General features: G+C 73.8%; 20 protein-coding genes. 5 read left to right on the plus strand and 15 right to left on the minus strand.

Annotation, left to right across the window (positions count from 1 at the left end; all coding sequences use genetic code 11):
- Positions 1 to 67: 67 nt before the first annotated feature.
- The 3 genes from ACFY2L_RS08475 to ACFY2L_RS08485 form a co-directional block, all read right to left on the minus strand.
- Positions 68 to 1,486 (minus strand): hypothetical protein, encoded by a 1,419-nt coding sequence (locus ACFY2L_RS08475; RefSeq protein ID WP_390821872.1) that lies wholly within the window; start codon positions 1,484 to 1,486, stop codon positions 68 to 70.
- The gene (pelF, locus tag ACFY2L_RS08480; protein ID WP_390658578.1) at positions 1,483 to 2,991 is read right to left on the minus strand and encodes a GT4 family glycosyltransferase PelF; all 1,509 of its coding nucleotides are present in this window, start codon (positions 2,989 to 2,991) and stop codon (positions 1,483 to 1,485) included. Before pelF ends, ACFY2L_RS08475 begins: the two co-directional genes overlap by 4 nt.
- A gap of 122 nt (positions 2,992 to 3,113) precedes the next feature.
- Complete coding sequence (locus ACFY2L_RS08485) at positions 3,114 to 3,236, minus strand: hypothetical protein (protein WP_390821873.1); 123 nt, start codon at positions 3,234 to 3,236, stop codon at positions 3,114 to 3,116.
- A gap of 585 nt (positions 3,237 to 3,821) precedes the next feature.
- On the opposite strand from ACFY2L_RS08485, the gene ACFY2L_RS08490 reads away from it, so the two are divergent.
- Together ACFY2L_RS08490 and ACFY2L_RS08495 are read left to right on the plus strand one after the other, a co-directional pair.
- A complete protein-coding gene (locus ACFY2L_RS08490; RefSeq protein ID WP_390658576.1) occupies positions 3,822 to 5,867 on the plus strand; it encodes a phosphocholine-specific phospholipase C in 2,046 nt (681 codons plus the stop codon).
- Between the two features lie 66 nt (positions 5,868 to 5,933).
- Positions 5,934 to 6,746 carry a phospholipid scramblase-related protein gene (locus ACFY2L_RS08495; RefSeq protein WP_390821874.1) on the plus strand — a complete coding sequence of 271 codons (813 nt, stop codon included), beginning with the start codon at positions 5,934 to 5,936 and terminating at the stop codon, positions 6,744 to 6,746.
- Positions 6,747 to 6,752: 6 nt separating this feature from the next.
- On the opposite strand, the gene ACFY2L_RS08500 is transcribed toward ACFY2L_RS08495, so the two are convergent.
- Together ACFY2L_RS08500 and ACFY2L_RS08505 are read right to left on the minus strand one after the other, a co-directional pair.
- Complete coding sequence (locus ACFY2L_RS08500) at positions 6,753 to 7,706, minus strand: DMT family transporter (protein WP_390658574.1); 954 nt, start codon at positions 7,704 to 7,706, stop codon at positions 6,753 to 6,755.
- Positions 7,703 to 8,506 (minus strand): phosphatase PAP2 family protein, encoded by an 804-nt coding sequence (locus ACFY2L_RS08505; protein WP_390821875.1) that lies wholly within the window; start codon positions 8,504 to 8,506, stop codon positions 7,703 to 7,705. Before ACFY2L_RS08505 ends, ACFY2L_RS08500 begins: the two co-directional genes overlap by 4 nt.
- A 180-nt stretch (positions 8,507 to 8,686) precedes the next feature.
- Between ACFY2L_RS08505 and ACFY2L_RS08510 the strand changes: the two genes are divergently transcribed.
- Positions 8,687 to 9,322, plus strand: coding sequence for a TetR/AcrR family transcriptional regulator C-terminal ligand-binding domain-containing protein (locus ACFY2L_RS08510; RefSeq protein ID WP_390658572.1), 636 nt, complete (start codon positions 8,687 to 8,689; stop codon positions 9,320 to 9,322).
- A gap of 151 nt (positions 9,323 to 9,473) precedes the next feature.
- Here the strand turns inward: ACFY2L_RS08510 and ACFY2L_RS08515 are convergent, their stop codons facing one another.
- On the minus strand, positions 9,474 to 10,484 hold the full coding sequence (locus ACFY2L_RS08515; RefSeq protein WP_390821876.1) for a DUF2510 domain-containing protein: 1,011 nt from the start codon (positions 10,482 to 10,484) through the stop codon (positions 9,474 to 9,476).
- A gap of 287 nt (positions 10,485 to 10,771) precedes the next feature.
- Between ACFY2L_RS08515 and ACFY2L_RS08520 the strand changes: the two genes are divergently transcribed.
- Complete coding sequence (locus ACFY2L_RS08520; RefSeq protein WP_390658570.1) at positions 10,772 to 13,465, plus strand: ATP-binding protein; 2,694 nt, start codon at positions 10,772 to 10,774, stop codon at positions 13,463 to 13,465.
- Positions 13,466 to 13,648: 183 nt separating this feature from the next.
- On the opposite strand, the gene ACFY2L_RS08525 is transcribed toward ACFY2L_RS08520, so the two are convergent.
- From ACFY2L_RS08525 to ACFY2L_RS08560, 8 genes are all read right to left on the minus strand, one after another.
- On the minus strand, positions 13,649 to 14,440 hold the full coding sequence (locus ACFY2L_RS08525) for an SDR family NAD(P)-dependent oxidoreductase (protein ID WP_390821877.1): 792 nt from the start codon (positions 14,438 to 14,440) through the stop codon (positions 13,649 to 13,651).
- Positions 14,441 to 14,504: 64 nt separating this feature from the next.
- Complete coding sequence (gene pcaD / locus ACFY2L_RS08530; RefSeq protein ID WP_390821878.1) at positions 14,505 to 15,620, minus strand: 3-oxoadipate enol-lactonase; 1,116 nt, start codon at positions 15,618 to 15,620, stop codon at positions 14,505 to 14,507.
- Positions 15,617 to 16,945 carry a 3-carboxy-cis,cis-muconate cycloisomerase gene (gene pcaB, locus ACFY2L_RS08535; protein WP_390821879.1) on the minus strand — a complete coding sequence of 443 codons (1,329 nt, stop codon included), beginning with the start codon at positions 16,943 to 16,945 and terminating at the stop codon, positions 15,617 to 15,619. Before pcaB ends, pcaD begins: the two co-directional genes overlap by 4 nt.
- The gene (gene pcaG, locus ACFY2L_RS08540) at positions 16,942 to 17,547 is read right to left on the minus strand and encodes a protocatechuate 3,4-dioxygenase subunit alpha (RefSeq protein WP_390658566.1); all 606 of its coding nucleotides are present in this window, start codon (positions 17,545 to 17,547) and stop codon (positions 16,942 to 16,944) included. The genes pcaB and pcaG overlap by 4 nt, the downstream gene beginning before the upstream one ends.
- Positions 17,548 to 17,553: 6 nt before the next feature.
- Positions 17,554 to 18,327, minus strand: coding sequence for a protocatechuate 3,4-dioxygenase subunit beta (gene pcaH / locus ACFY2L_RS08545; RefSeq protein ID WP_390658565.1), 774 nt, complete (start codon positions 18,325 to 18,327; stop codon positions 17,554 to 17,556).
- Positions 18,328 to 18,343: 16 nt separating this feature from the next.
- Complete coding sequence (locus ACFY2L_RS08550) at positions 18,344 to 19,558, minus strand: thiolase family protein (RefSeq protein ID WP_390821880.1); 1,215 nt, start codon at positions 19,556 to 19,558, stop codon at positions 18,344 to 18,346.
- Positions 19,555 to 20,202 carry a CoA transferase subunit B gene (locus tag ACFY2L_RS08555; protein WP_390658563.1) on the minus strand — a complete coding sequence of 216 codons (648 nt, stop codon included), beginning with the start codon at positions 20,200 to 20,202 and terminating at the stop codon, positions 19,555 to 19,557. The genes ACFY2L_RS08550 and ACFY2L_RS08555 overlap by 4 nt, the downstream gene beginning before the upstream one ends.
- Complete coding sequence (locus ACFY2L_RS08560; protein WP_390658562.1) at positions 20,202 to 20,957, minus strand: CoA transferase subunit A; 756 nt, start codon at positions 20,955 to 20,957, stop codon at positions 20,202 to 20,204. The genes ACFY2L_RS08555 and ACFY2L_RS08560 overlap by 1 nt, the downstream gene beginning before the upstream one ends.
- A 211-nt stretch (positions 20,958 to 21,168) precedes the next feature.
- Between ACFY2L_RS08560 and ACFY2L_RS08565 the strand changes: the two genes are divergently transcribed.
- A complete protein-coding gene (locus ACFY2L_RS08565; protein ID WP_390658561.1) occupies positions 21,169 to 21,633 on the plus strand; it encodes a MarR family winged helix-turn-helix transcriptional regulator in 465 nt (154 codons plus the stop codon).
- Between the two features lie 26 nt (positions 21,634 to 21,659).
- Here the strand turns inward: ACFY2L_RS08565 and ACFY2L_RS08570 are convergent, their stop codons facing one another.
- Positions 21,660 to 22,685: a DUF3048 domain-containing protein gene (locus tag ACFY2L_RS08570; RefSeq protein WP_390821881.1), complete on the minus strand. Its 1,026-nt coding sequence runs from the start codon at positions 22,683 to 22,685 to the stop codon at positions 21,660 to 21,662.
- Between the last annotated feature and the right edge of the window lie 100 nt (positions 22,686 to 22,785).

The raw sequence follows: 22,785 nt of genomic DNA on the forward strand, positions 1-22,785 counted from the left end.
CGGTGTGGGGGGTGGTTCTGGTGAGCGTGGGGGAGGAAGCGGCACGCGCGCGCGGCGGGCGCGGTGCTCAGGCGTGCGGCGCGGGGCGGCCGAGCAGCCACAGCGCGCACGCCGACAGACAGAGCGCGGCGGCGCCGCAGCACAGGGCGAGCGCCCCGGCCGGGCCCGGCGGCAGACCGAGGAGCGTGACCGCCCCCGCTCCGCCCGCCGCGCTCAGACAGATGACCGCGGACGGCCAGGCGGCACCGAAGGCCTGCAGCAGCAGGGCGGTCCACAGGACGGCCGCGAGCGGCAGCAGCGCGGCGGGCGCGGCGCCGGTGAACAGGGCCGCCGGCAGCAGCGGCAGGAGGTAGCCGAGGAGACAGACGGTGAGGATGCCGGCCGAGCGCACGAGGAATCCGGTGGGTGTCGCGGTGGCGCGCAGCGCCGCCACCGACAGCCCGCGGTAGCGGTACAGCAGCCACTCCGCGGGCCCCATGCTGACGGTCAGCACGATCACCGCGTACGGCTCCTCGCGTCCCTCCAGCAGCACCAGCAGGCCGGCGGCCAGCCCGAACAGGCCGTACGGCAGGGACCACCGCAGACGCGGCCGGGTTCCGCCGGGAGCGGCGGGTGCGCCGAGGGCCGCCCGGAGCGCCCACGCGGTCGCGGCGAGCGTGCCCAGCAGGGCGAGCGCCGGCAGCCCGGCCCGCAGCGGGCCGCCCGGTTCCCACCACGGCAGCACGGCGGCTCCGGCGACCAGCGGGGAGAGCGCCGCCAGCAGCAGCCGCTCCCGCGCCAGCACCAGCAGGACGCCCGCCGCCGCCAGGTACAGGGACTGCGCGGCGGCGGCCAGGACGACGGGCCCGCTCCCGGCGAGCGGCACGGCGGCCGCCGTCGCCAGGACGGCCCCCGCCGGCGCGCCGGTCAGCAGCGTACGGCCCGCCTCCCGCCGCCCGGTCGCCCTGCGCAGGTGGGCCCGGTGACCGAGTGCCTGGCCCCAGGCCCAGGAGAGCAGCCCGGCCACGATCAGGGCGGGGGCGTGCCGACCGGCGTTCCACAGGGGCGCGGTGAGCAGATAGGCCAGTCCCGGCAGGGCGAACAGCACGCCCCGCAGCAGGCAGCGCGCGGTGTCCGGCCGCCACGGGTCGGCCGCCGGGGCGGGCTCCGGGAACGCCCGCGGCACCTGCTCGTACAGCGCGGCGGCCAGCGAGAACAGGTTCGGGTGGCCGTAGCGCTCCTTGATCAGGGAGGCCGGGAGGCCCTCCGCCTCCAGCAGCGCGGCCACCTCGTACGGGTGGACGGCGGGCCCGATCCGGTCGGCGAGCTCGGCGGCGAGCCGGCTCACCGCCTCCTCGTCGGGGCCGTGCCGGGGCAGCCGCAGGGTGATGGTGGTGTCGTCACGGGCCCAGCGCGGGCGCCGGCGCGGCGGGCGTGGCGCGGCCAGCCGCAGCGCCAGCGTGTCCTGCTCGGATCCGCCGGGTTCGAGGGAGAGCGGCCCGCTCATCGGGCCACCGTGCCGGCCTGCGCGAACGGCTGCGGCGGCACGGGTGTCGCCGCCGACTCCCTGTCCAGCACGGGCAGTTCGAGGTAGATGGCGCGGAACGTGTCGATGGTCCGGCGCAGGGTGAACTGCTCGATCACCCTCAGCCGCGCCGCCTCGCCCATCGCCCGGCGCCGCGCCGGGTCGCCCAGGAGCTCCAGCGCGGCGGACGCCATCGCCCGCGGATCGCGCGGCGGCACCACGAGCCCGGTGTCGCCGACCGCCTCCCGCACCCCGCCCACGTCGGTGGAGACGGTCGCCCGTCCGCACGACATGGCCTCGATCAGCGTGAACGGGAAGCCCTCGCTGATGCTGGACAGCATCACGACGTTGCCGGCCGCGTACGCGTCCCTGATGTCGTCGACGCGGCCCTCGAAGGTGACGGCATCGGCGTGCCCCAGCTCGGCGGCGAGCGCTGCGCACCGCTCCCGGTACGCCTCCCCGCCGCGCGGGGTGCCGCCGAACAACCGCAGCCGTGCGACCGGGAGTTGCTCGCGGACGAGGGCGAAGGCCCGGACGAGGGTCTCCAGGTCCTTGATCGGGTCGACCCGGCCCGCCCAGCTGAGGGTGGGCGTCCCGGGCTCCGGGCCGGCCGGCGGGAACGCGGCCGGGTCCACGCCGTTGTAGACGGTGCGGATCGACTCCGGGGCGGCGCCGCCCTGTTCCTCCCACAGCCGGTTGTAGCGGTTGCCCGGTGTGATCAGGGCCGCCCGCCGGTAGCTCTCCTCCGCCAGCAGCCGGAAGAAGCCGAGGACGACCGCCTTGACCGGCCAGCGGTAGGGCGCGGTGCGGTAGCCGAGGTAGCGCTCGCGCAGATAGACGCCGTGCTCCGTCAACAGCAGCGGTACGCCGTGCAGTTCGAGCGCGGCGAGGCCCGGCAGGACCGCGACGCCTCCGCTGACCGCGTGCGCCACGCCGGTCCGCGGGGCGGGGGCCGCGAGCGGGCGCAGCGCGTGCTCGAGGAGGGCGGTCGCGGTGAGCGCGTCGTGCAGGGCCGGCCGGGCCTCGCGCACCGCCAGGCCCGGGCGGTTCCACACCGAGGTGAGGATCGTGATCGCCCGGTCGCCGCGCAGGAACGGGCTGAGCGCCCCGCCGGCCGCGGCCCGCGCCAGCGCGTACAGGGCGGGCGCGAAGCCGCTCTCGGCCCGTGGGTCGAGCAGCGCGGTGAGGAACTCCTCGTACCGGAGGGTGAGTTCACGGCGCGCGCGGCCCCGGGGCGCGCGGCCCTCGGGCGGGTCGCCCCACATGGGGACGGACAGCACGTGCGCGACATGGGCGGGCAGGTCCCAGACGACCGGCTCGCGTCCGGTGCCGGTGACGGCGATGACGTCGAATTCGAGGTCGGGCATGCCCTGGACGAGCTGGTCGCACCAGACGCTCACGCCGCCGTGACTGTGCGGGTAGGTGCCTTCGGTGAGCAGGGTGACGCGCGACGCGCCGGGGCGTCGCGCGCCGTGGGGAACGTGCATCGATGTGCTCCACGGCCGAGGTGTGGGGTGGTTCGTGTCCGGTGGGCCCCGGTGCCGGGGCCCACCGGTGGGCCCGGCCGCGGACTGCGGCCGGACGGTCCTCCGGTCGGTCGGTGCGCCGTTCAGTTGCCCGCGGTGTACGCGATCTGCTCGGTCACGCCCGCGGGGACCCGGGTGTCCGGTGCGGGCCGGGTGGCGGCGAGCGCGCCCACCGTCGGCGCGGTGGTGCGTGTGGTCCGCTTCATGCGGTGAAGTCCCCTCCCCGGGCAGGGGTGAACACAGCTCTCATGAGCGGACGCACCCCCTTGCGGGACGCCGGCTCCCCCTCCGAGGCCGGTCGTCACCGCATCCGTCGCGTCAACATAGTGAGGTGTCTGTGTGGGTTGTGTGGTCTTGCTGCGAAACGTGACGGAAAAGTGCGCGTATTCCACAGGTCCGGTAGACAACCGAATCATGTGTTTTTCCGTCCGGGGTGCCCGCGGGGTCCGTGGGCGGGAGGGCTTCCCGTGCTGGTCCGGGCCCTGTCCGGAGCACCGGGGGACCTCATGGGTCCACCGGTCGAACCGCCAATGGTCTATACCATGAAGGACGGCACGCATCAGGCCGGAAACGGATCACCCGCAGGGATGAACCGAAGTTGACGAAACGTCAGGCGCGGTCGGCGGCCTGCGGCGGTTCCGGCGCTGCGACCCCTCGCGTACGGCCGACTTTCACATCGGCGCCACCCGACCCTTCCCTGACGTTCGGTGGCCTTGGAACACTCCTTGCGCGCGCATCCCGACACCAACCGGCCGGCAGAACACCCCTGCTGCACGAGAGGTCCCTCACCCATGCCCGAAGTCAACCGGCGCCACTTCCTCCGACTGGCGGGCGCCACAACGGCGTTCACCGCGCTCTCCGGCAGCATCGAGCGGGCCGCCGCGCTGCCCGCGAACCACCGCACGGGATCGATCGAGGACGTCGAGCACATCGTCGTCCTGATGCAGGAGAACCGCTCCTTCGACCACTACTTCGGCACCCTGAGGGGCGTGCGCGGCTTCGGCGACCCCCGCCCGGTCCGGCTCGCGAACGGCAAGCCGGTCTGGCACCAGTCCGACGGCACCAAGGACGTCCTGCCCTTCCACCCCGACGCCGACGACCTGGGCATGGCCTTCCTCCAGGACCTCCCGCACGGCTGGAACGACGGCCACGCCGCCTTCCGGGGCGGCAGGTACGACGGCTGGATCGCCGCCAAGTCCGCGACGACGATGGCGTACCTCGACCGCCAGGACATCCCGTTCCACTACGCGCTCGCCGACGCCTTCACCATCTGCGACGCCTACCACTGCTCGTTCATCGGCTCCACCGACCCCAACCGCTACTACCTGTGGACCGGTTTCACCGGCAACGACGGCAAGGGCGGCGGCCCGGTCCTCGGCAACGACGAGGCCGGATACGGCTGGACGACGTACCCGGAGCGGCTGGAGCGGGCGGGCGTCTCCTGGAAGGTCTACCAGGACGTCGGCGACGGCCTGGACAAGGACGGCGGCTGGGGCTGGATCCAGGACGCCTACCGCGGCAACTACGGCGACAACTCGCTGCTCTACTTCACCCAGTACCAGAACGCCCGGCCCGGCGAACCCCTCTACGACAAGGCCCGCACCGGCACCGACGCCCGCGGGGGCGAGGGCTTCTTCGAGCAGCTCACGGCGGACGTCAAGGGCGGGAAGCTGCCGCAGATCTCCTGGATCGTCGCCCCCGAGGCCTTCACCGAGCACCCCAACTGGCCCGCGAACTACGGCGCCTGGTACGTCGCCCAGGTCCTCGACGCGCTCACCTCCGACCCCGCGGTGTGGGCGAAGACGGCCCTGTTCATCACCTACGACGAGAACGACGGGTTCTTCGACCACGTGGTCCCGCCGTTCCCGCCGGCCTCCGCGGCGCAGGGCAGGTCCACCGTCGAGGTCGGCCCGGACCTGTTCCAGGGCGACAGCGGCCACGTCGCCGGACCCTACGGCCTCGGCCAGCGGGTGCCCATGCTCGTCGTCTCCCCCTGGAGCAAGGGCGGTTACGTCTGCTCCGAGACCTTCGACCACACCTCGGTCATCCGCTTCATGGAGCGCCGCTTCGGTGTCCACGAGCCGAACATCTCGCCCTGGCGGCGCGCGGTCTGCGGCGATCTGACCTCCGCGTTCGACTTCGGCCGCAAGGACACCCGGCCGGTCGCCCTGCCCGGGACCGACGGCTACCGGCCGCCCGACCGGGACCGCCACCCGGACTACGTCCCCACCCCGCCCGCCGACGCGGTGCTGCCGAAGCAGGAGCGCGGGCACCGCCCGACCCGCCCGCTCCGGTACGCGCCCTTCGTGGACGCCTCGGTGAACGGCGCGGCCGGGGAGATCACGCTCACCTTCGCCTCCGGCGCGAAGGCCGGTGCCGCCTTCCTCGTCACCTCCGGCAACCGCGCGGACGGACCGTGGAGTTACACGACGAGCGCCGGCAAGACCGTCTCCGACACCTGGAACTCCGCCTCCTCCGGCGGCTCCCACGACCTCACCGTGCACGGCCCCAACGGATTCCTGCGGACCTTCAAGGGTGAGCGGGCCGGGCTGGAGGCGACCGCGCGGCACGTCGGCGACGGCCTCGAACTCACCTTCACCAACACGACCTCCGGCACGGCCGTGCTGAAGCTGGCCGACGGGTACGGCGGCCGCGCCACCTCGGTGCGGGTGCGCCCCGGCGCCGTCGTCCGGCACGTCGCCGGCCTGGCGAGGAGCCACCGCTGGTACGACCTCACCGTCACCTCCGACACCGACAGGACCTTTGTGCGGCGGTTCGCCGGACATGTCGAGAACGGGCTGCCGGGCGTCAGCGACCCGGCGATCGTCTCGGAGTAAATGCACGGTGAACACCGCATCGTGGGGACTGGTCAGGTCCTGGCGGGCTCGCGGTAGTGTGCCCCGGTGACCACGCATTCGAACACACCTGCAGGCTGGTACCCGGATCCGCACGGCGCGGCCCAGACCCTGCGTTACTGGGACGGCACCCAGTGGACCGACCACACCCACGCCGGCCAGCAGGCCCCGGCCGTGCCGCAGCAGCCGGCCGGCCCGGACCAGCGGGTCCAGCGCCAGGTGCAGCAGCAGGCCGGGGTCGCCCCGAGCGGCCCCGGCGGCGGCACGCTCTTCACCGAGCCGGTGCTGGTGGTGAACCAGAAGGCCAAGCTCATCGAGCTGACCAACGAGTACAAGGTCATGGACCAGCAGGGCAATCAGCTCGGCACGGTCGTCCAGGTCGGCCAGAGCGCCCTGCGCAAGGTGCTGCGCTTCGTCGCCAGCATCGACCAGTACCTGACGCACCGGCTGGAGATCCGCGACGCCCACGGGCAGCCGGTGCTGCTGCTGACCCGGCCCGCGAAGTTCCTCAAGTCGCGGGTCGTCGTGACGCGCCCGGACGGGCAGCAGGTCGGCGAGATCGTCCAGCAGAACGTCTTCGGGAAGATCAACTTCGCCATCAACGCGGGCGGTCAGCAGATCGGCGCGATCAAGGCGGAGAACTGGCGGGCGTGGAACTTCGCCATCGTCGACCACGCGGACAACGAGGTCGCCCGGATCACCAAGACCTGGGAAGGCCTCGCCAAGACGATGTTCACCACCGCGGACAACTACGTCCTGCAGATCCACTACCAGCTGCCCGAACCCCTGCTGAGCCTGGTCGTCGCCACGGCGCTGACCGTCGACACGGCCCTCAAGCAGGACGCGCGCGGGCTCGGCTGACGCCCGTCACAGCGGCGTGAGGTGCTCCGGCCCGGTCGCGGGCCGGGGCAGCAGCGCCGGCTCGGCCGACGCGGTCCCCGGCCTCAGGGCCAGCACCGCCGCCACGGGGTGCTCGTCGTCGGACACGGAGAGGGAAGCCGGCTCCGGCGTCGCCCGTGACAGCAGCACCACACCCCAGCCGGCGAGGCCCGAACCCGCCACCGCGAGGAGGACCCCGGCCGCCCCGCCCTGGAGCCGTTCGCCGAGCAGGACGACACCGATCGCCGCGGCCGCCACCGGATTGGCCAGCGTCACCATCGCCAGCGGGGCGCCGAGTCCGCCCCGGTAGGCGGTCTGCGACAGCAGCAGCCCGCCCGTCGCGAACGCCGCGACCAGCAGCGCCACCCCGATCACCGGCACGCTCAGCAGCGAGCCCGAGCGGTCCGTCGCCGCCACCGTCACCGTCTGGGTGAGCGCGGAGGCGACCCCGGAGGCGAAGCCCGACGCGGTCGCGTGCCGCAGCCCGGGCCGGGCGCCGGGCCGCGCCAGCAGACCGATCACCGCCGCCGTGGCGCCCGCCACGGCGACCGCCTCGGAGCCGCTCAGCACGTCCTCGGGGGCCGGTCCCGACGCGGTGACCAGGATCGCGGCCAGCCCGGCCAGGGTGAAGGCGGTGCCGCGCCACTCGGCCGCGGCGACCCGCCGCCCGGCGACCCGGGCACCCAGCGGCACCGCGGCCACCAGCGTCAGCGCGCCCAGCGGCTGCACCACCGTCAGCGGACCGTACTTCAGCGCCACCACGTGCAGCAGCGCGGCCGAGGCGTTCAGCCCCACCGAGGCCCACCAGGCACCCCGGCGCAGCATCCGTGCCAGCCCCGCGCCGGCGGACCGGGAGGCGAGCCGTTCCTGGGCGACGGCGGCGGCCGCGTAGGCGACCGCGGAGAACAGGGAGAGGACGACGGCGACGATCGCGGCGTTCACCGGACCGCTCCCGCCAGCACCTGGTCGCCGGTCTTCGCCGGCGCCGGCCGCGGCAGCCCCCGGCCGGCGGTGGTGGCCGTCCGCGCGGGCGCGGGGATCATCGCGAGCGCGACACCGAGCAGGGCGCCCGCCACGATCGCGTCCAGCCAGTAGTGGTTCGCCGTCCCCACGATGACCAGCAGCGTCACCAGCGGATGCAGCAGCCACAGCCAGCGCCGGCGCGAGCGGGTCGCCGCGATCAGGCCGATCGCGACCATCAGGGCCCAGCCGAAGTGCAGCGAGGGCATCGCCGCGAACTGGTTCGACAGATGGTCGGTCCGCGGCGGTCCGTACACCGAGGGGCCGTAGACCCGCGCGGTGTCGACCAGGCCCGCCGCCGCGAGCATCCGCGGCGGCGCGAGCGGGAACGCCAGGTGCAGCGCGAGCGCCGCGGCGGTGACGGCGGCCAGCACCCGGCGCGCCCAGGTGTAGTGCGCCGGGCGCCGCAGGTACAGCCAGACCAGGAAGGCCAGCGTGGCGGGGAAGTGCACGGTCGCGTAGTAGGTGTTCGCGACCCGGACCAGGGTGTCGCCGTGCAGCAGCGGGGACTGCACCGCGCCCTCGCCGGGCAGGTGCAGCCACCGTTCGGCGTGCCAGACGCCGGTGGCGTTGCGGAAGGCCTCGGCGGTGTGGCCGGTGGCCAGTCGGCGCCCGAACTTGTAGACGAGGAAGAGCCCTGCGACGAGCAGGAACTCGCGGACTATCGGCGGCCGCGCCGGCGTCGCCGGCTCCGCCTCCGCAGGCTCGGTGCGGGCATTCATCCCCCGGCCCCTTCGCTGGACGGTGGTGCGTTTGATCGATCGATACGACAGCGTACCGATACGGAAGTGTACCGATACGTTGGAGTACCGGTACACTGGCGTATCGATTGACATGCGACACACTGGAGTGAGGGCCCGCGAGGGCCGCACCCGGGAGCACGGAAGCGAGGAGAAGAGACGATGACGTCGCAGGCCGCGGACGGACCGGAGCAGGTCACCGCCACGCGCCGCTCCAAGCTCACGCCCCAGCGCGAGCAGGAGTTCTTCGACGCCGTCCTCGAGCAGATCCGCGAGTGCGGATACGAATCGGTCACCATGGAGGGCGTCGCCGCCAGCACCCGCTGCAGCAAGTCCACGCTCTACCGGCAGTGGAAGACCAAGCCCCAGTTCGTCGTGGCCGCCCTGCGCTCCCGGCGCACGGCGCGGCTCGCCGGCATCGACACCGGCTCGCTCGCCGACGACCTGCGCGAGGCCGGACGGGCCGCGGGCCGCTGGTCGACGAACGACACCCAGCTGATGCAGGCGCTCGGCCACGCCGTGCACGGGGACGAGGACCTCGCGCGGGCGCTGCGCGAGGCGCTGATCGACCCCGAGATCGAAGCCCTGCGGGAGATCCTGCGGCGCGGGGTCGAGCGCGGGGAGATCCCCGCCGGCCATCCCGCGCTGGAGTACATCCCGGCGCAGATGTTCGGCGTGGTCCGGGCCCGGCCCGTGGTCGACGGGGAGTACGCCGACCCGGACTACCTGGTCCGCTTCGTGGAGGCCGCCGTACTGCCCGCGCTCGGGCTGCGGCCGCAGCCGCGCCCGGACTCCTAGGAGCCCACAGGCCCAGGCCGCCGTTCACGGGATGACTGGACGGTGACCTGCTCGCGCCGCACCGTGGGGACGGGGGCGGCGCGCACCCCCCGGCCGGGTGGGGTCCCCCTTGAGCGGAGGGGCACCCCACCCGGCCGATGTGCCGTACGGCTCACACGTCCTGGCCGCTGCCGCCGCCCGACGCCACCTTGATGCCCTTGGTGATCGTGTCGATGACGGACACGCTCTGGTCGGCGTCCACGCCGAAGCGCAGCACCACCAGCCGCTCGGTGTCCGCCGGCGCCGGGAACACCAGGGACTCGACATAGCCGTCGGCGCCCTTGCTGGTGACCGCCTGCCAGCGCACCAGGTAGCCCTTCTGCCCGGCCACGGTCACCGCCTTGGAGGCGAGCACCTTGTGCGAGGTGATCTCGCCGTAGGTGGTGCCGCCGTAGGACTGCTCGGCGTTGGCCGCGATGTCCGCCTTGGCGACCTCCTCGGCGGTGTCGCCCTTGGTGCGCAGCACCTCGGCGGGCGCGGAGTACACGCCGCCCTTGGTGCAGGTCTTGGACGTGTCGCCGGGGCACTTGTAGGAGGACTCGGACGTCACCGCCGCGCCCGCGCTCCCCTCCTGTCCGTACCAGCCGTCCGGGATCGGGATGCTGATCCCGTTGAGGGCGTCCGTCACCGACCCGCTCTTGATCTTCGGTGCCTCGGACTCCTCGGGAGAGGGCGAGGCCCCGCCCGAGCCGCCGGAGTCGCCGGACCCGCCCGAGCCGCCCGGCCCGCCGAACGGGCCGCCCGTACCGTCGCCGCCGCCCGGACCGCCCTGACCGCCGGGCCCCTGCGCCGTACCGCCGCCGTTGCCGTCGTCCTTGGACAGCGCGTACACGCCGACCCCGATGCTCGTGAGGACCGCGACCGCCACCGCCACCGCTATGCCCGTGCGCAGTCCGCGCCGCCGGTCCGAGCCCGCCGGGGGCACCGGATAAGCCGGATAGGTCGGGTACGCCGCGTACGCGCCGTCGGTCGGCGTCTGCGCCGGCGGCCCCCATGCGGCGGCCGAGCCCGCGGGGCGGGTCTGGTCCGTCCATGCCTTGCCGTCCCACCAGCGCTCGGTGGCGGGACCGTCACTTGTCTGCCCCGGGTCGGGGTACCACCCGGGAGGAGTCACCTGCGTCATGCCCCCACCGTATGAGGCATCGGTGAAAGGCGGATGAGAGGGAGGGCGATCCGTCGGAACCCGGCGCGCGGGCAGACCGGCCCGGATGGCGTGAAATCGACGTCAATCAGCCGTACGTCGCCCGCCGTTGACGTCTCGGGACCGCGGGCGCAGGCCCGCCCGGGCGGACCGAAGGCCGCTCCGTCACCCGTGGAGGCAAGACCTGCGCGGACTGCCTCCGCCGCGCCGCCCGGACGGCTACGCTCGAGTTCTGTACGTCGTCCGGGCGACATCGGGGAGGTAGCGGGATGACGGAGGCACGGCCGGCGGGGGCCGCCCCGGCTTCCCTGTGGGAGCGCGAGGAGGAGATCGCCGCCATCGCACGGGCGGTGGACACGCTCTGCGCCGACCGGTCCTCCTCGGGCCATCTGCTGATGCTCCGGGGCGAGGCCGGGATCGGGAAGACCGCGTTGCTGGCCGAGACCCGCCGCATGGCCGAGGACCGCAACTGCACGGTCTGGTCCGCCCGCGGCGGCGAGACCCTCCGGTCCGTTCCCTTCAACGTGGTACGGCAGTTGCTGCAGCCCGCCCTGCTGTCCCTGATGCCGGAGGAGGCCCGCGAGTACCTCGGCGACTGGTACGACATCGCGGGCCCCGCGCTCGGCATAGCGGAACCCGGCGAGACCCAGGCCGACCCGCAGGGCGTGTGCGACGGCCTCGTGGCCGCCGTGAGCCGGCTGGCCTCGCGCTACTACCCGCTCGTGCTGCTGATCGACGACGCGCACTGGGCCGACCAGGAGACCCTGCGCTGGCTCACCGCCTTCGTCGAACGCCTCGACCATCTCTGCGTCCTGGTCGTCGTGGCCCGCAGGCCCGACGACCGGGACGGAGAGCGGGGCCGCTCCCTGGACGCGATCGGCGAGGCCGCGGGCCGCGCCGTCAGCAGCATCAGCACCCTCACCCCGGCCGCGGTCGCCGGCCTCACCCGCGCCACTCTCGGGGAACACGCCGACGCCGCGTTCTGCCGCGAGGTGTGGGCCGTGACCGACGGCAACCCCTACGACACCGTCGAACTCCTCGCCAAGGTCAGGGACAAGGGCCTGGAGCCCACCGAGTCCTCCGCCGTGGAGCTGCGCCCCCTGAACCGGGCGGCGCGCGGCGGCGGACTCGTCGACCGCCTGGAGGAACTGGGCGTCGAGGCCACCCGGTTCGCCATGGCCGCCGCCATCCTCGGCGGCGTCGGCATCTCCATCGACGAGGCCTCCCGGCTCGCCGTCATGAGCCGCGAGACCGCGGTGCGCTGCGCCGAACTGCTGCGCACCGCCCGCATCCTGACCGAACCCGACCCGGCGGCCGTCCCCGCCGCGGGCGGCGACCTGGAGTTCGTCCACCCGCTCATCGCCACCGCCGTCTACGACAACATCCCGCCGAGTCTGCGCACCGCGATGCACGGCATCGCCGCCAAGATCGTCACCGAGGCCGGCAAGGGACTCGCGGCCGCCTCCCGCCATCTCGTCCAGGTCCACCCCGAGGGCGATCAGGAACTCGTCGAGCAGCTGCGCGGGGCCGCCGCCGAACACCTCGCCGTCGGCGCCCCGGACGCGGCCCGCCGCTGTCTGGAGCGCGCCCTGGCGGAGCCGCCCGACCCGGAGGTCCACGCGCGCGTGCTCTACGACCTCGGCTGCGCCACCCTCCTCACCGCGCCCGCGAAGACCGTCGAGCACCTGCGCACGGCACTCGCCATGCCCGGACTCCAGGGCGACGAGCGGATCGACGCGGTGTACCGCCTCTCCCAGGCCCTGCTGCACAACGACCAGATGGAGGAGGCCGTCCGCACGGTCGAGGCCGAGGCAGACCGGCTCCCACCCGGCCCGGCGAAGATGCGACTGCAGGCCGTGCAGTTCATGTGGGAGGGCGTCCACGCGGGCGAGGCGACCTCACCGGGCCGCTCCGAGCGGCTCGCCGCGCTCGCCGCGACCTGCACCGGACGCGACAACGCCGAGCGCGCCCTGCTCATCCTGCGCGGCTTCGACGCGGTGACCCGCGGGGAGAACGCCGAGGAGGTCGTCGAGTTCTGCGACCGCTCCCTGGTCAACGGCGGCCTCGCCCCCGGCCTCGGCTGGACGGACCAGGAATGGGGCATCGAACTGCTGATGATGCTCTCCAGCTCCTACGCCTACACCGACCGCCTCGACCGCGCCGACGCCCTCTTCAACGAGGCCCTGCGCACCTACGAGTCGGCCGGCTGGAGCGGCGGCCACCTCGCCCTCGCCCATGCCTACCTCGGGCTCGGGCTGCGCCGCCGGGGCAAGCTGCGGGACGCGGAGGAGTCCCTCAGGAAGGCCCTGCACCTCGCCGAACGCGTCGGCCGCGGCCTGCCCCTGTACTGGTCGGCCACCTGCAACCTCGTCGACGTGCTGCTCGCCCGCGGCCATGTCGACGAGGCCTGGAAGGTCGCCGGGGAGTGCGGCTTCGCCCCGCCCTATCCGTCCACGATCGTGCTGCCCGACCCCCGCTCGGTGCGCGGCCGGCTGCTGCTCGCCGTGGGCCGCACCGCCGAGGGCGTCAACGAACTGGAGGAGGCGGAGAAGGCGGCCGCCGTCCGCGGCCACCTCAACCCCGTGATGGTCCCCTGGGCGATCGACCTCGCCCGGGCCCTGGCGACCGAGGACCCGGCCCGCGCGGCCCGGCTGGCCTCCGACGCCCGCCGCCAGGCCGAGCGGTTCGGCACCGACACCGCGATCGGCGAGGCCCTGCGCTGCGCCGCCGCCCTGGAGACCGGCCAGCGCGCGGTCCGGCTGGCCCACCAGGCGGTCACCCTGCTGGAGACCTCGCCCAGCCAGTACGAACACGCGGCCGCCCGTATCGAGTACGGGATCCTGTCCCGCTCGGTGTCCGAGCTGAACCGCGGCCTGGCCCTGGCCCGCACCTGCGGCGCGGACGGCCTGGTCACCCAGGCGGAGCGCGCCCTGCAGGGGCTGCTGGCACTGGACGCCCGCTAGGTCCCGCCCGGCCGGTGGCGGCTTGGACCGGGGGTGCTGGGGCCGGTTCCGGGGGGCAGCCGGTCAGCAGGTCGTCGGTGAGATGGGTCGGCCGGTTGGCGGTTCGTCGGTGTGGTGGGTCGGCCGGTCGGCGGTTCGTCGGTGTGGTGGGTCACCCGGTCAGCAGGTCGTCGGTGCGGCGGGTCACCCGGTCAGCAGGTCGTCGGTGAGGCGGGCCAGCCGGTCGCGCAGTTTCGGGTCGTAGGCGTCCTCGTGGGCGCGCGCCGGCCGCGTCCCGTCGAAGTAGCGGCCCGTGCCGTGCTCCTCGGTGGCCAGCGCCAGGACGCCCGGCGCGCCGTCGGCGACCGTGGACCAGGGCGCGACGCCGCCCTCGCGGACCATCGCCGTGTCCATGAAGGTGGCCGGGTGCAGCACGTTCACCGCCACCCCGCTGCCCGCCAACTCCTCGGCCAGGGTGAACGTGTGGGCCGCGAGGGCGAACTTGCTGCGGCAGTACGCGGGGAAGCCGCCGTAGCCGCGGGTGAACTCCGGGTCGTCGGGATCGACGGGTTCCTGGCCGGCCGAGCCCACGTTGACGATCCGCGCCGGCGCGTTCGCCCGCAGTACCGGCAGCAGGGCCCGGGTCAGCGCCACCGGCGCCAAGTAGTTGACGGCCAGCCGCAGTTCATGGCCGTCGGCGCTCACCTCACGGCCCGCACCGGGTGAACCGGAGCCCACGCCGGCGTTGTTGACGAGCACGTCGAGCCCGGGGTGGGCCCCGGCGACCCGCGCGCCCAGCTCGCGCACCCGCGAGAGCGAGGCCAGGTCGGCGACGAAGCCCTCCGCCTCGCCCTCCGCCCGCAGCTCCTCGACCAGGGCCCGGGTACGGTCCGGGTCGCGGCCGTGGGCGAGGACGAGGTGCCCGGAGCGGACCAGCTCGAAGGCGACGTACCGGCCGAGACCGGAGGTGGCGCCGGTGATCAGGATGGTGGACATGCCCCCACGGTAGGCACGCGGCCCGCCGGTGTGCGAGACCCCGCCGGAGCCACGCCCACGGGGATCACCCTTCTTCCTCCAGCACCCGCTGAGCCGTCGCGAACGCCGAGTTCGCCGCCGGGACCCCGCAGTACACGGCCGTCTGGAGCAGCACCGCGCCGATCTCCTCAGGCGTGAGCCCGTTGCGCCGGGCCGCGCGCACGTGCATGGCCAGCTCGTCGTAGTGGCCGTGCGCGACCAGCGCGGTCAGGGTGATCATGCTGCGCTCGCGGCGGCTGAGCGTGGGGTCGGTCCAGATCTCGCCCCAGGCGTAGCGCGAGATGAAGTCCTGGTAGCGGGCGGTGAAGGGGGACTGCCGGGCCTGCGCACGGTCCACATGGGCGTCGCCGAGCACCTCGCGCCGCACCTCCATGCCCCGCTTGGCACCGCCGTCGAAATGGGCCCGCAGCGCGGTCAGCACCGCCTCCGGCCGCTCCGCCGGTGCCAGGTGCGAGGCGCCCGGGATCTCCACGAGGGCGGCGTCCGGCACCGCGTCCGCGATCTCCCGCAGATGCGCGGGCGGAGTCGCCGGGTCCTGCCGGCCGGCGATCAGCAGCGTCGGCACGGCGATCTCCGCCAGCCGCTCGCGCAGGTCGAACGCGCCCAGCGCGTCACAGCAGGCGGCATAGCTGCCGGGGTCGGCGTCGCGGTGGTCGGCCACCAGCTGCGGCACCGTGAACCCGGGTGTGAACCAGCGGGCGTCGGCGGTCGCGGCGAGCTCGTCCAGCCCCTGGCTTCGCACCCGCGCGGCCCGCTCCTCCCACGGCCTGCTGCCGTTGAAGTGGGCCGAGGAGCAGATCACCGCCAGTTTCGAGACCCGCTCGGGGTGGTGCACGGCGAGATGCAGGCCGATCGCGCCGCCGAGCGACACCCCCGCGTAGGCGAACCGCTCCAGGCCGAGCGAGTCGGCGAGGGCCAGCACCAGGCCGGCGAGGTCGCCGACGGTGGCGCCGGGCCCGATCAGATGGGCGGGGGAGCCCCCGTGCCCCGGCAGGTCGTAGCGGACCACCCGGTGGGTGAGGGACAGCTCGGGCGCGACCTTGTCCCACAGGGCGTACGAGGTGCCCAGCGAGGGGCCGAGCAGCAGCGCGGGCGCGGAAGCCGGGCCCTCGGCACGGTGGTTGAGCAGCTTGTCGGTCAACGTCGCTCCAGCGCACGGTCGGTGAGGGCTCCGGCGGAGCCGGTGTAGCGGGCGGGGTCGGTGAGGTCGCCGAGGTCGACGTCCTTCAACTCGGGCTGCTCGGCGAGGAGTTCGGCGAGTGAGCGGCCCTCGGCGTAGGTGCGCGGGGCCAGTGCGGTGAGCAGCTCCTTGGCCCGGGCCCGCCCGAGAACGGCCGACAGCTCGGCGGACAGCCGCTCGGAGACGATCAGCCCGTGGGTGAGGCCCAGATGGGCGCGCATCGCGTCCGGGCGCACCCGCAGCCCCCGCGTGAGCTCGGCCGCGTCCCGCGCGGCCCCGCCGACCAGCCGCAGCAGGTCCCTGAGCGGTTCCCACTCGGCGTGCCAGGCACCGGCCGGCCGCTCGTCCTGGGCGACCAGCGACCCGTACAGCACGGCCGCGAGCTGGGGCGCGCGCAGGGCGGCGGCCGCGATCAGCGTCGAGCGCACCGGGTTCGCCTTGTGCGGCATGGCCGAGGACCCGCCTCCGCTGCCCTCCGCCAGCTCGGCGATCTCGGTGCGGGCGAGGGTGAGGACGTCCGTCGCGACCTTGCCCAGCGCCCCCGCCGTGAAGGCCAGGCAGGCGGCGAGGTCCGCGATCGGGGTGCGCAGGGTGTGCCACGGCAACAGCGGTTCCACGAGGCCCAGTTCCGTCGCGTACGCGGCGGTCAGCGCGGTCGCGTCCGTGGCGCCGTACGCCGTGAAGGCGGCCAGCGTGCCTGCCGCGCCGCCGAGTTGGGCGGGCAGCGAGTCCCGTACGCCGGTGATCCGGTCCCGGGCGTCCAGCACCAGCGCGCGCCATCCGGCGGCCTTCAGCCCGAAGGTCGTCGGTACGGCGTGCTGGGTCAGCGTCCGTCCGGGCATCGCCGTGTCGCGGTGTTCGGCGGCGAGCCGGGCCAGGGCCCCCTGGACGCGGTCGAGGTCGGCCAGCACCAGGTCCAGCGTCCGCGCCGCGACCAGCATCGTCGCCGTGTCCATGATGTCCTGGCTGGTGGCACCCCGGTGCACGTACGGGCCGTACGCGGCGCCGACCGCCTCGGTGAGGTCCGCGACCAGGGGGATCACCGGGTTCCCGCCGCCGCGGGCGCGTTCGGCGAGGGAGCGCGCGTCGAAGTCCGCGGACGCCGCCGCGGTGACCGCCGCCCCGGCGCCCTCGGGGGCCAGCCCCAGCGCCTCCTGGGCACGGGTCAGCGCGGCCTCCGCGTCCAGGAGGGCCCGGAGGTAGGCGCCGTCACCGGTCGCGGCGGCGGCGGGGGAGCCGGTCCACCCCGGGGAGAGCAGACCGGACTCGGGCTGAGCAGCTGTCACTGGAACTCCAGGAAGACCGTCTCGCCTTCGCCCTGAAGGCGGATGTCGAAACGGTAGGTGCCCAGCGGGCCGTCCGTGGCGATCAGCGTGGCGCGCCGCGCCGGGTCCAGCTGCTTCAGCAGCGGGTCGGCGGCGAGCGCCGCGTCGTCACCGGGCAGATAGACCCGGGTGAACAGGTGCTTCAGCAGCCCGCGCGCGAACACGCAGACGCTCAGGTACGGGGCGCTGTCACCGCGGGCGCCGGGCCGCAGCGTCCGCGCCGACCAGTGCCCGTTCGCGTCCGTCTGGACACGGCCCCAGCCGGTGAACTCCACGCCGTTGCGGCCGAGGAAGCCGCCGGACGACGGGTCGCGCCGCATCGAACCGTCGACCCGCGGGACGTTGCCGTCCGGGTCGGCGCCCCACAGCTCCACGAACGCGTCCGGCAGCGGGTTGCCCTCACCGTCGTGGACGTACCCCTGCAGGGCGATGGTGTCCGGGTGGCCGAGAGGAGCGATGTCGCCGCCGCCGGGGAACGGCAGGGCGTGGCCGTAGAAGGGGCCGACCGTGTGCGACGGGGTCGGGAGGACGGTCTCAGGACGGCTCGTGTCGATCTTCGTCATGGCAGGTCAGCGTCCTTCTTCGATCCAGGTGGCGTTCGGCCCGTCGAGCACGATGTCCCAGTGGTAGCCCATCGAGAACTCCGGCACGGAGAGGTCGTGGTCGTACGTCGCGACGAGGCGCCGGCGGGCCGAGTCGTCCGTCACCGACTGGATGATCGGGTCGTACGGGAACAGCGGGTCGTTCGGGAAGTACATCTGCGTCACGAGCCGCTGGGTGAACGCCGTGCCGAAGAGCGAGAAGTGGATGTGGGCGGGCCGCCAGGCGTTGAGGTGCTGGCGCCACGGGTACGGGCCCGGCTGGATGGTCGTGAAGTGGTAGTGGCCGTCGGCGTCGGTCAGCGTGCGGCCGACGCCGGTGAAGTTCGGGTCCAGCGGGGCGTCGTGCTGCTCGCGCTGGTGGGCGTAGCGGCCGGCCGAGTTCGCCTGCCAGATCTCGATCAGCTGGCCCCGCACCGGACGGCCGTCGCGGTCCAGCAGCCGCCCGGAGACGGTGATCCGCTCGCCGATCGGCTCGCCGCTGTGCTGCCGGGTCAGGTCGTTGTCGATCTCGGTGATGTCGCGCTCGCCGAAGGCGGGGGAGTGCAGCTCCACCAGCTCCGGGTCCTTGGTCACGTCGATGGTGATCGGCGGCTGCTTGGGGTGGCGCAGGATCGAGGAGCGGTACGGCGCGTAGTCGCGGCGCGGGTGGTGCTCGACGGGCCCGCCGTCTGCGATCCGCTTCTCGTACGCGGCGTGCTCGGCCGCGATCTCCTGGTCGATGTCGTGCTGCGTGAGAGTCATGGCGATTCCTGGAGGCCTAACGTTCGAGGACGAGGGCGAGACCCTGGCCCACACCGATGCAGAGGGTGGCGACACCGACGCCGCCGCCCCGCCGGGCCAGTTGGTGGGCGACGGTGCCGGCGAGACGGGCGCCGGAGGCGCCGAGCGGATGGCCGAGGGCGATGGCGCCGCCCTGCGGGTTGAGGATCGCCGGGTCGAACTCGGGCCACTCGGCGACACAGCCCAGCACCTGGGCGGCGAACGCCTCGTTCAGTTCGAGCACGGAGAGGTCGGCGAACCCCTTGCCCGCCTTGGCGAGCGCCCGCTCGACGGCCTCGACGGGGGCGAGCCCGAAGTAGTGCGGGTCGATCGCCGAGACCCCGGTGGCGGAGACCCGGGCCAGCGGCTCCCGGCCGGTGGCCTTCAGCCCCTCCTCGTCGACGAGCAGGAGGGCCGCGGCTCCGTCGTTGAGCGGCGAGGCGTTGCCCGCGGTGACGGTGCCGTTCTCGGTACGGAAGGACGGCTTCAGCTGGGCCATCGCCTCGAGCGAGGCGTCCGGCCGTACGCATTCGTCGGCGCCGAAGACCACCGGCTCGCCCCTGCGCCGCGGGATCGCGACCGGCGCGAGTTCGGCGTCGAACAGCCCCTCGGCCTGGGCCTTCGCGGCCTTGCGGTGGCTGTTCAGCGCGAACTCGTCCTGCTGCGCCCGGCTGATCTTGTGCTTGTCGGCGATCAGCTCGGCCGACTCGCCCAGCGGGACGGTCCACTGCGGGTCCATCCTGGGGTTGACCATCCGCCAGCCCAGGGTGGTCGAGTACAGCTCGGCGTGCCCCGCGGGGAACGGCCGGTCCGACTTCGGCAGCACGTACGGCGCCCGGGTCATCGACTCCACTCCGCCGGCCACGGCGACGGAGGCGTCGCCGGCCGCGATGGCGCGGGCCGCCTGGATCACCGCCTCCAGGCCGGAGGCGCACAGCCGGTTGACGGTGACACCCGGCACGGAGGTGGGCAGCCCCGCGAGCAGCGCGCCCATGCGGGCGACGTTGCGGTTCTCCTCGCCGGCGCCGTTGGCGTTGCCGAAGTAGACGTCCTCGATGCGGGAGGGGTCCAGCGCGGGCGTACGGGCGACGAGTGCGCTGATGGCGTGGGCGGCCAGGTCGTCCGGGCGCACCGAGGCCAGTGCGCCGTTGTAGCGGCCGACGGGGGTGCGGACGGCGTCGACGACGTACACGGTCCTGAGGCGGCCGCTCATGGCTGGATCTCCTCGGCGACACGGACCTTCGCGGCGGTCTTCGCCACGATCTCCTCGGACGTGACGCCCGGTGCGGTCTCCACCAGCACCAGGCCGTCCCCGGTGACGTCGAGGACGCCGAGGTCGGTGATGATCCGGTTCACACAGGCCTTGCCGGTCAGCGGCAGCGCGCAGTCGGTGAGGATCTTGGGGCTGCCGTCCTTGGCCGTGTGCGTCATGACCACGATGACCGTGCGGGCGCCGTGGACCAGGTCCATCGCACCGCCGATCCCGGTGATCATCTTGCCCGGGATCGCCCAGTTCGCCAGGTCGCCCCGCTCGGAGACCTGCATCGCGCCCAGCACGGCGACATCGATGTGACCGCCGCGGATCATGCCGAAGGAGAGCGCCGAGTCGAAGAAGGAGGCGCCCGGCAGGACCGTCACGGTCTCCTTGCCGGCGTTGATCAGGTCGGGGTCGACCTGGTCCTCGGTGGGGTAGGGGCCCGTGCCGAGGATGCCGTTCTCGCTCTCCAGCACCACCTCGACGTCCGTGGGGAGGTAGTTGGGGATGAGGGTCGGCAGTCCGATGCCGAGGTTGACGTACTGGCCGTCCCGCAGCTCGCGCGCGGCGCGGGCGGCCATCTCCTCACGTGTCCAGGCCATCAGCTGCTCACCGTCCGCCGCTCGATCTTCTTGTCGGCCGCCTGCTCCGGGGTCAGCGCGATCACGCGCTGGACGAAGACGCCCGGCAGGTGCACCGCGTCCGGGTCGATCCCGCCGGGCTCGACCAGTTCCTCGACCTCGGCGATCGTGATCTTCCCGGCCATCGCGGAGAGGGGGTTGAAGTTGCGGGACGACTTGTTGAAGACCAGGTTGCCGTGCCGGTCGCCCCGGGCCGCCCTGACCAGCGCGAAGTCGGTGCGGATGCCGCGCTCCAGCACGTACTCCACGCCGTCGAACTCCCGCACCTCCTTCGGCGGCGAGGCCAGCGCGACGCCGCCCTCACCGTCGTAGCGCCACGGCAGTCCGCCCTCGGCCACCTGGGTGCCCACCCCGGCGGGGGTGTAGAAGGCGGGGATTCCGGCGCCGCCGGCCCGCAGCCGCTCGGCGAGGGTGCCCTGCGGGATCATCTCGACCTCGAGCTCCCCTGCCAGGTACTGACGGGCGAACTCCTTGTTCGCGCCGATGTAGGAACCGGTCACCCGGGAGATCCGCCCGGCGGCGAGCAGGACGGCGAGGCCCGACTCCATGGCCCCGCAGTTGTTGGAGACGACCGACAGACCGGTGACTCCCCGCTCGTACAGGGCCTGGATGAGGACGTTCGGCACGCCGCTCAGTCCGAAGCCACCCACCGCCAGCGACGCGCCGTCCGGCACGTCGGCCACCGCCTCCCGGGCCGTGGCGACCACCTTGTCCATCCGTCGAGCCCCATCTCTTCCGAGCGTCCAGCGACCAATTAATCAGGGCACTGAGTATTTATTCGAGGTTGCCCACACGCTGCCATCGGAGGTCCGAGTCGTCAAGACCCCAGGCAGAGGTGCTGATGAAGGTCACCGGCCGACGAGACGAGGTCGACTTCCGGGCGGTATCGTTCAGTGCACCGATCGAATCTCACGCTGAGGAGCGCACATGGCCGCGGTGGACCTCTCGAGCCACCCCGGGCACCTGGCCCGGCGGCTGCAGCAGGCGCACTACCTGCTGTGGAACACGATGGTCTCCGAGGAGATCACCTCCCCGCAGTTCGCGGTCCTCAACGCGCTCGTCGCCGAGCCGGGCCTCGACCAGCGCACCGTGGGGGAGCGGGTGGGCCTCGACCGCTCCACCATCGCCGAGGTGATCAGCCGGCTCGGCCGGCGAGGGCTGCTCGACAAGGTCCGCGACCCCGCGGACGGCCGCCGCTCCCTGCTGCGGCTCACCGAGGAGGGGGTGCGCACCCACCGCAGGCTCACGGTGCGCACGGCCCGGATGAACCAGGTCTTCCTGGCGCCGCTCTCCGCGGCGGAACAGGCCCAGTTCTTCGACCTGATCCGGCGGGTCTCGGACGCGGCGGAGGGCCTGCGCAACCCGGCGGAACCCTTCGTCGGCCAGGGCTGACCGGGCGCCGTCCGGCAGCCGGCCGGTCAGGGCGCCTTCGCGAACACCACCCACACCTGCCCCTGCGCGAAGCCGACCGGCTCGCCGTCGTTGGTGGTGAAGTCCGTGCCGTCCCGCGCCGTCGCCCGCTTCCAGCGGACGTCGTGGACCCGCCCGTCGCGCAGGACCTCCGCCCGCCCGGAGCCCACCGTCTCGGTGTACGGCGTGTTGTTGCCGAGGAAGTCGTGGAACGCCGACTCGCGCACCTTCACGTACTGCACCACCACCGTGGCCGGGGCCACCCGCCGCCCCTCGGCCGTCACGGTCGGCCTGCCGTCCATCGAGACCAGCCAGCGCGACCGGTCCGCCGACCAGGTGAAGGTGAAGCGGGCCGCCGGGTAGCGCACGGTGTACGCACCGCGGGCCGTGCCGCCGGAGGGCGCCGCTCCGTAGCGGAAACCCGTGGTCAGCGCGGCCGCGCCGGGCGCGGAGGACAGCAGGCGGCCCGGGCGCAGATAGAGGTTGTGCGGTGCGGCCCTGTCCCGGCCGCGGAAGTAGACGCCGGCCGCCTCGCCGGGCGTCACGGCGTCCAGCGGGGCCCGGTCGATCAGCGGCAGCAGCTTGTGCTGCGCCCCGGAGAAGGCCAGCACCGGCCGCTCGAACTGGCGCAGCAGCTCCAGATCCGACTCACGCGCGCTGCGCACGGGTCCGACGGTCTCGGGCAGCGTGCTCGCGTACACGGCCATCAGCCGGCTCAGCCCGCCCTCCACCTGCTCGACGTACACGAGGTCCGCGGCGTCCAGCCCGGTCTGCGGGCGGGCCGCGCCGGCGTTGTCGATCTTCACGGCGAGCACCTGGCCGTGACCGGTGGACGGGTTCGGGCCGGTGGGTCTCCCCGACGCGCTGCGGCCGTCGTCCGCCGTGGGGTCCCGGCCGGTGGTGCAGCCCGCCGCGAGGGAGAGCACCACGGCGGCGGCGAGCAGTGCCGCGGTCGCCGATGCCCTCGCCGCCGCCGCGGAGCCCTCCGCGCGCACCCCGTGCGCCGTACGTCTGGAACGCCTCGTGCCTGTCATGGCCACCCCGTCTCGTGTCTTGATTGTGCGCTTGTCTGTTCGGTTGTGGCCATCTGTGGGCGTGTGGTGCCGCCGTCACGATTCGCGCGGGAGTGCTCGG

Source organism: Streptomyces sp. NPDC001381 (genome assembly GCF_042895685.1).
GTDB lineage: Bacteria > Actinomycetota > Actinomycetes > Streptomycetales > Streptomycetaceae > Streptomyces.

What these genes read in the sequence shown, in the direction of transcription:
- ACFY2L_RS08510 (WP_390658572.1), top strand. Translation starts at nt 8,687, where the DNA reads ATGACGTCGCAGGCCGCGGACGGACCGGAGCAGGTCACCGCCACGCGC.
- ACFY2L_RS08550 (WP_390821880.1), bottom strand. Translation starts at nt 19,558, where the DNA reads ATGAGCGGCCGCCTCAGGACCGTGTACGTCGTCGACGCCGTCCGCACC.
- ACFY2L_RS08520 (WP_390658570.1), top strand. Translation starts at nt 10,772, where the DNA reads ATGACGGAGGCACGGCCGGCGGGGGCCGCCCCGGCTTCCCTGTGGGAG.
- ACFY2L_RS08560 (WP_390658562.1), bottom strand. Translation starts at nt 20,957, where the DNA reads ATGGACAAGGTGGTCGCCACGGCCCGGGAGGCGGTGGCCGACGTGCCG.
- ACFY2L_RS08475 (WP_390821872.1), bottom strand. Translation starts at nt 1,486, where the DNA reads ATGAGCGGGCCGCTCTCCCTCGAACCCGGCGGATCCGAGCAGGACACG.
- ACFY2L_RS08525 (WP_390821877.1), bottom strand. Translation starts at nt 14,440, where the DNA reads ATGTCCACCATCCTGATCACCGGCGCCACCTCCGGTCTCGGCCGGTAC.
- ACFY2L_RS08505 (WP_390821875.1), bottom strand. Translation starts at nt 8,506, where the DNA reads ATGAATGCCCGCACCGAGCCTGCGGAGGCGGAGCCGGCGACGCCGGCG.
- pcaG (WP_390658566.1), bottom strand. Translation starts at nt 17,547, where the DNA reads ATGACGAAGATCGACACGAGCCGTCCTGAGACCGTCCTCCCGACCCCG.
- pcaH (WP_390658565.1), bottom strand. Translation starts at nt 18,327, where the DNA reads ATGACTCTCACGCAGCACGACATCGACCAGGAGATCGCGGCCGAGCAC.
- ACFY2L_RS08490 (WP_390658576.1), top strand. Translation starts at nt 3,822, where the DNA reads ATGCCCGAAGTCAACCGGCGCCACTTCCTCCGACTGGCGGGCGCCACA.
- ACFY2L_RS08485 (WP_390821873.1), bottom strand. Translation starts at nt 3,236, where the DNA reads ATGAAGCGGACCACACGCACCACCGCGCCGACGGTGGGCGCGCTCGCC.
- ACFY2L_RS08565 (WP_390658561.1), top strand. Translation starts at nt 21,169, where the DNA reads ATGGCCGCGGTGGACCTCTCGAGCCACCCCGGGCACCTGGCCCGGCGG.
- pelF (WP_390658578.1), bottom strand. Translation starts at nt 2,991, where the DNA reads ATGCACGTTCCCCACGGCGCGCGACGCCCCGGCGCGTCGCGCGTCACC.
- ACFY2L_RS08570 (WP_390821881.1), bottom strand. Translation starts at nt 22,685, where the DNA reads ATGACAGGCACGAGGCGTTCCAGACGTACGGCGCACGGGGTGCGCGCG.
- ACFY2L_RS08515 (WP_390821876.1), bottom strand. Translation starts at nt 10,484, where the DNA reads ATGACGCAGGTGACTCCTCCCGGGTGGTACCCCGACCCGGGGCAGACA.
- ACFY2L_RS08555 (WP_390658563.1), bottom strand. Translation starts at nt 20,202, where the DNA reads ATGGCCTGGACACGTGAGGAGATGGCCGCCCGCGCCGCGCGCGAGCTG.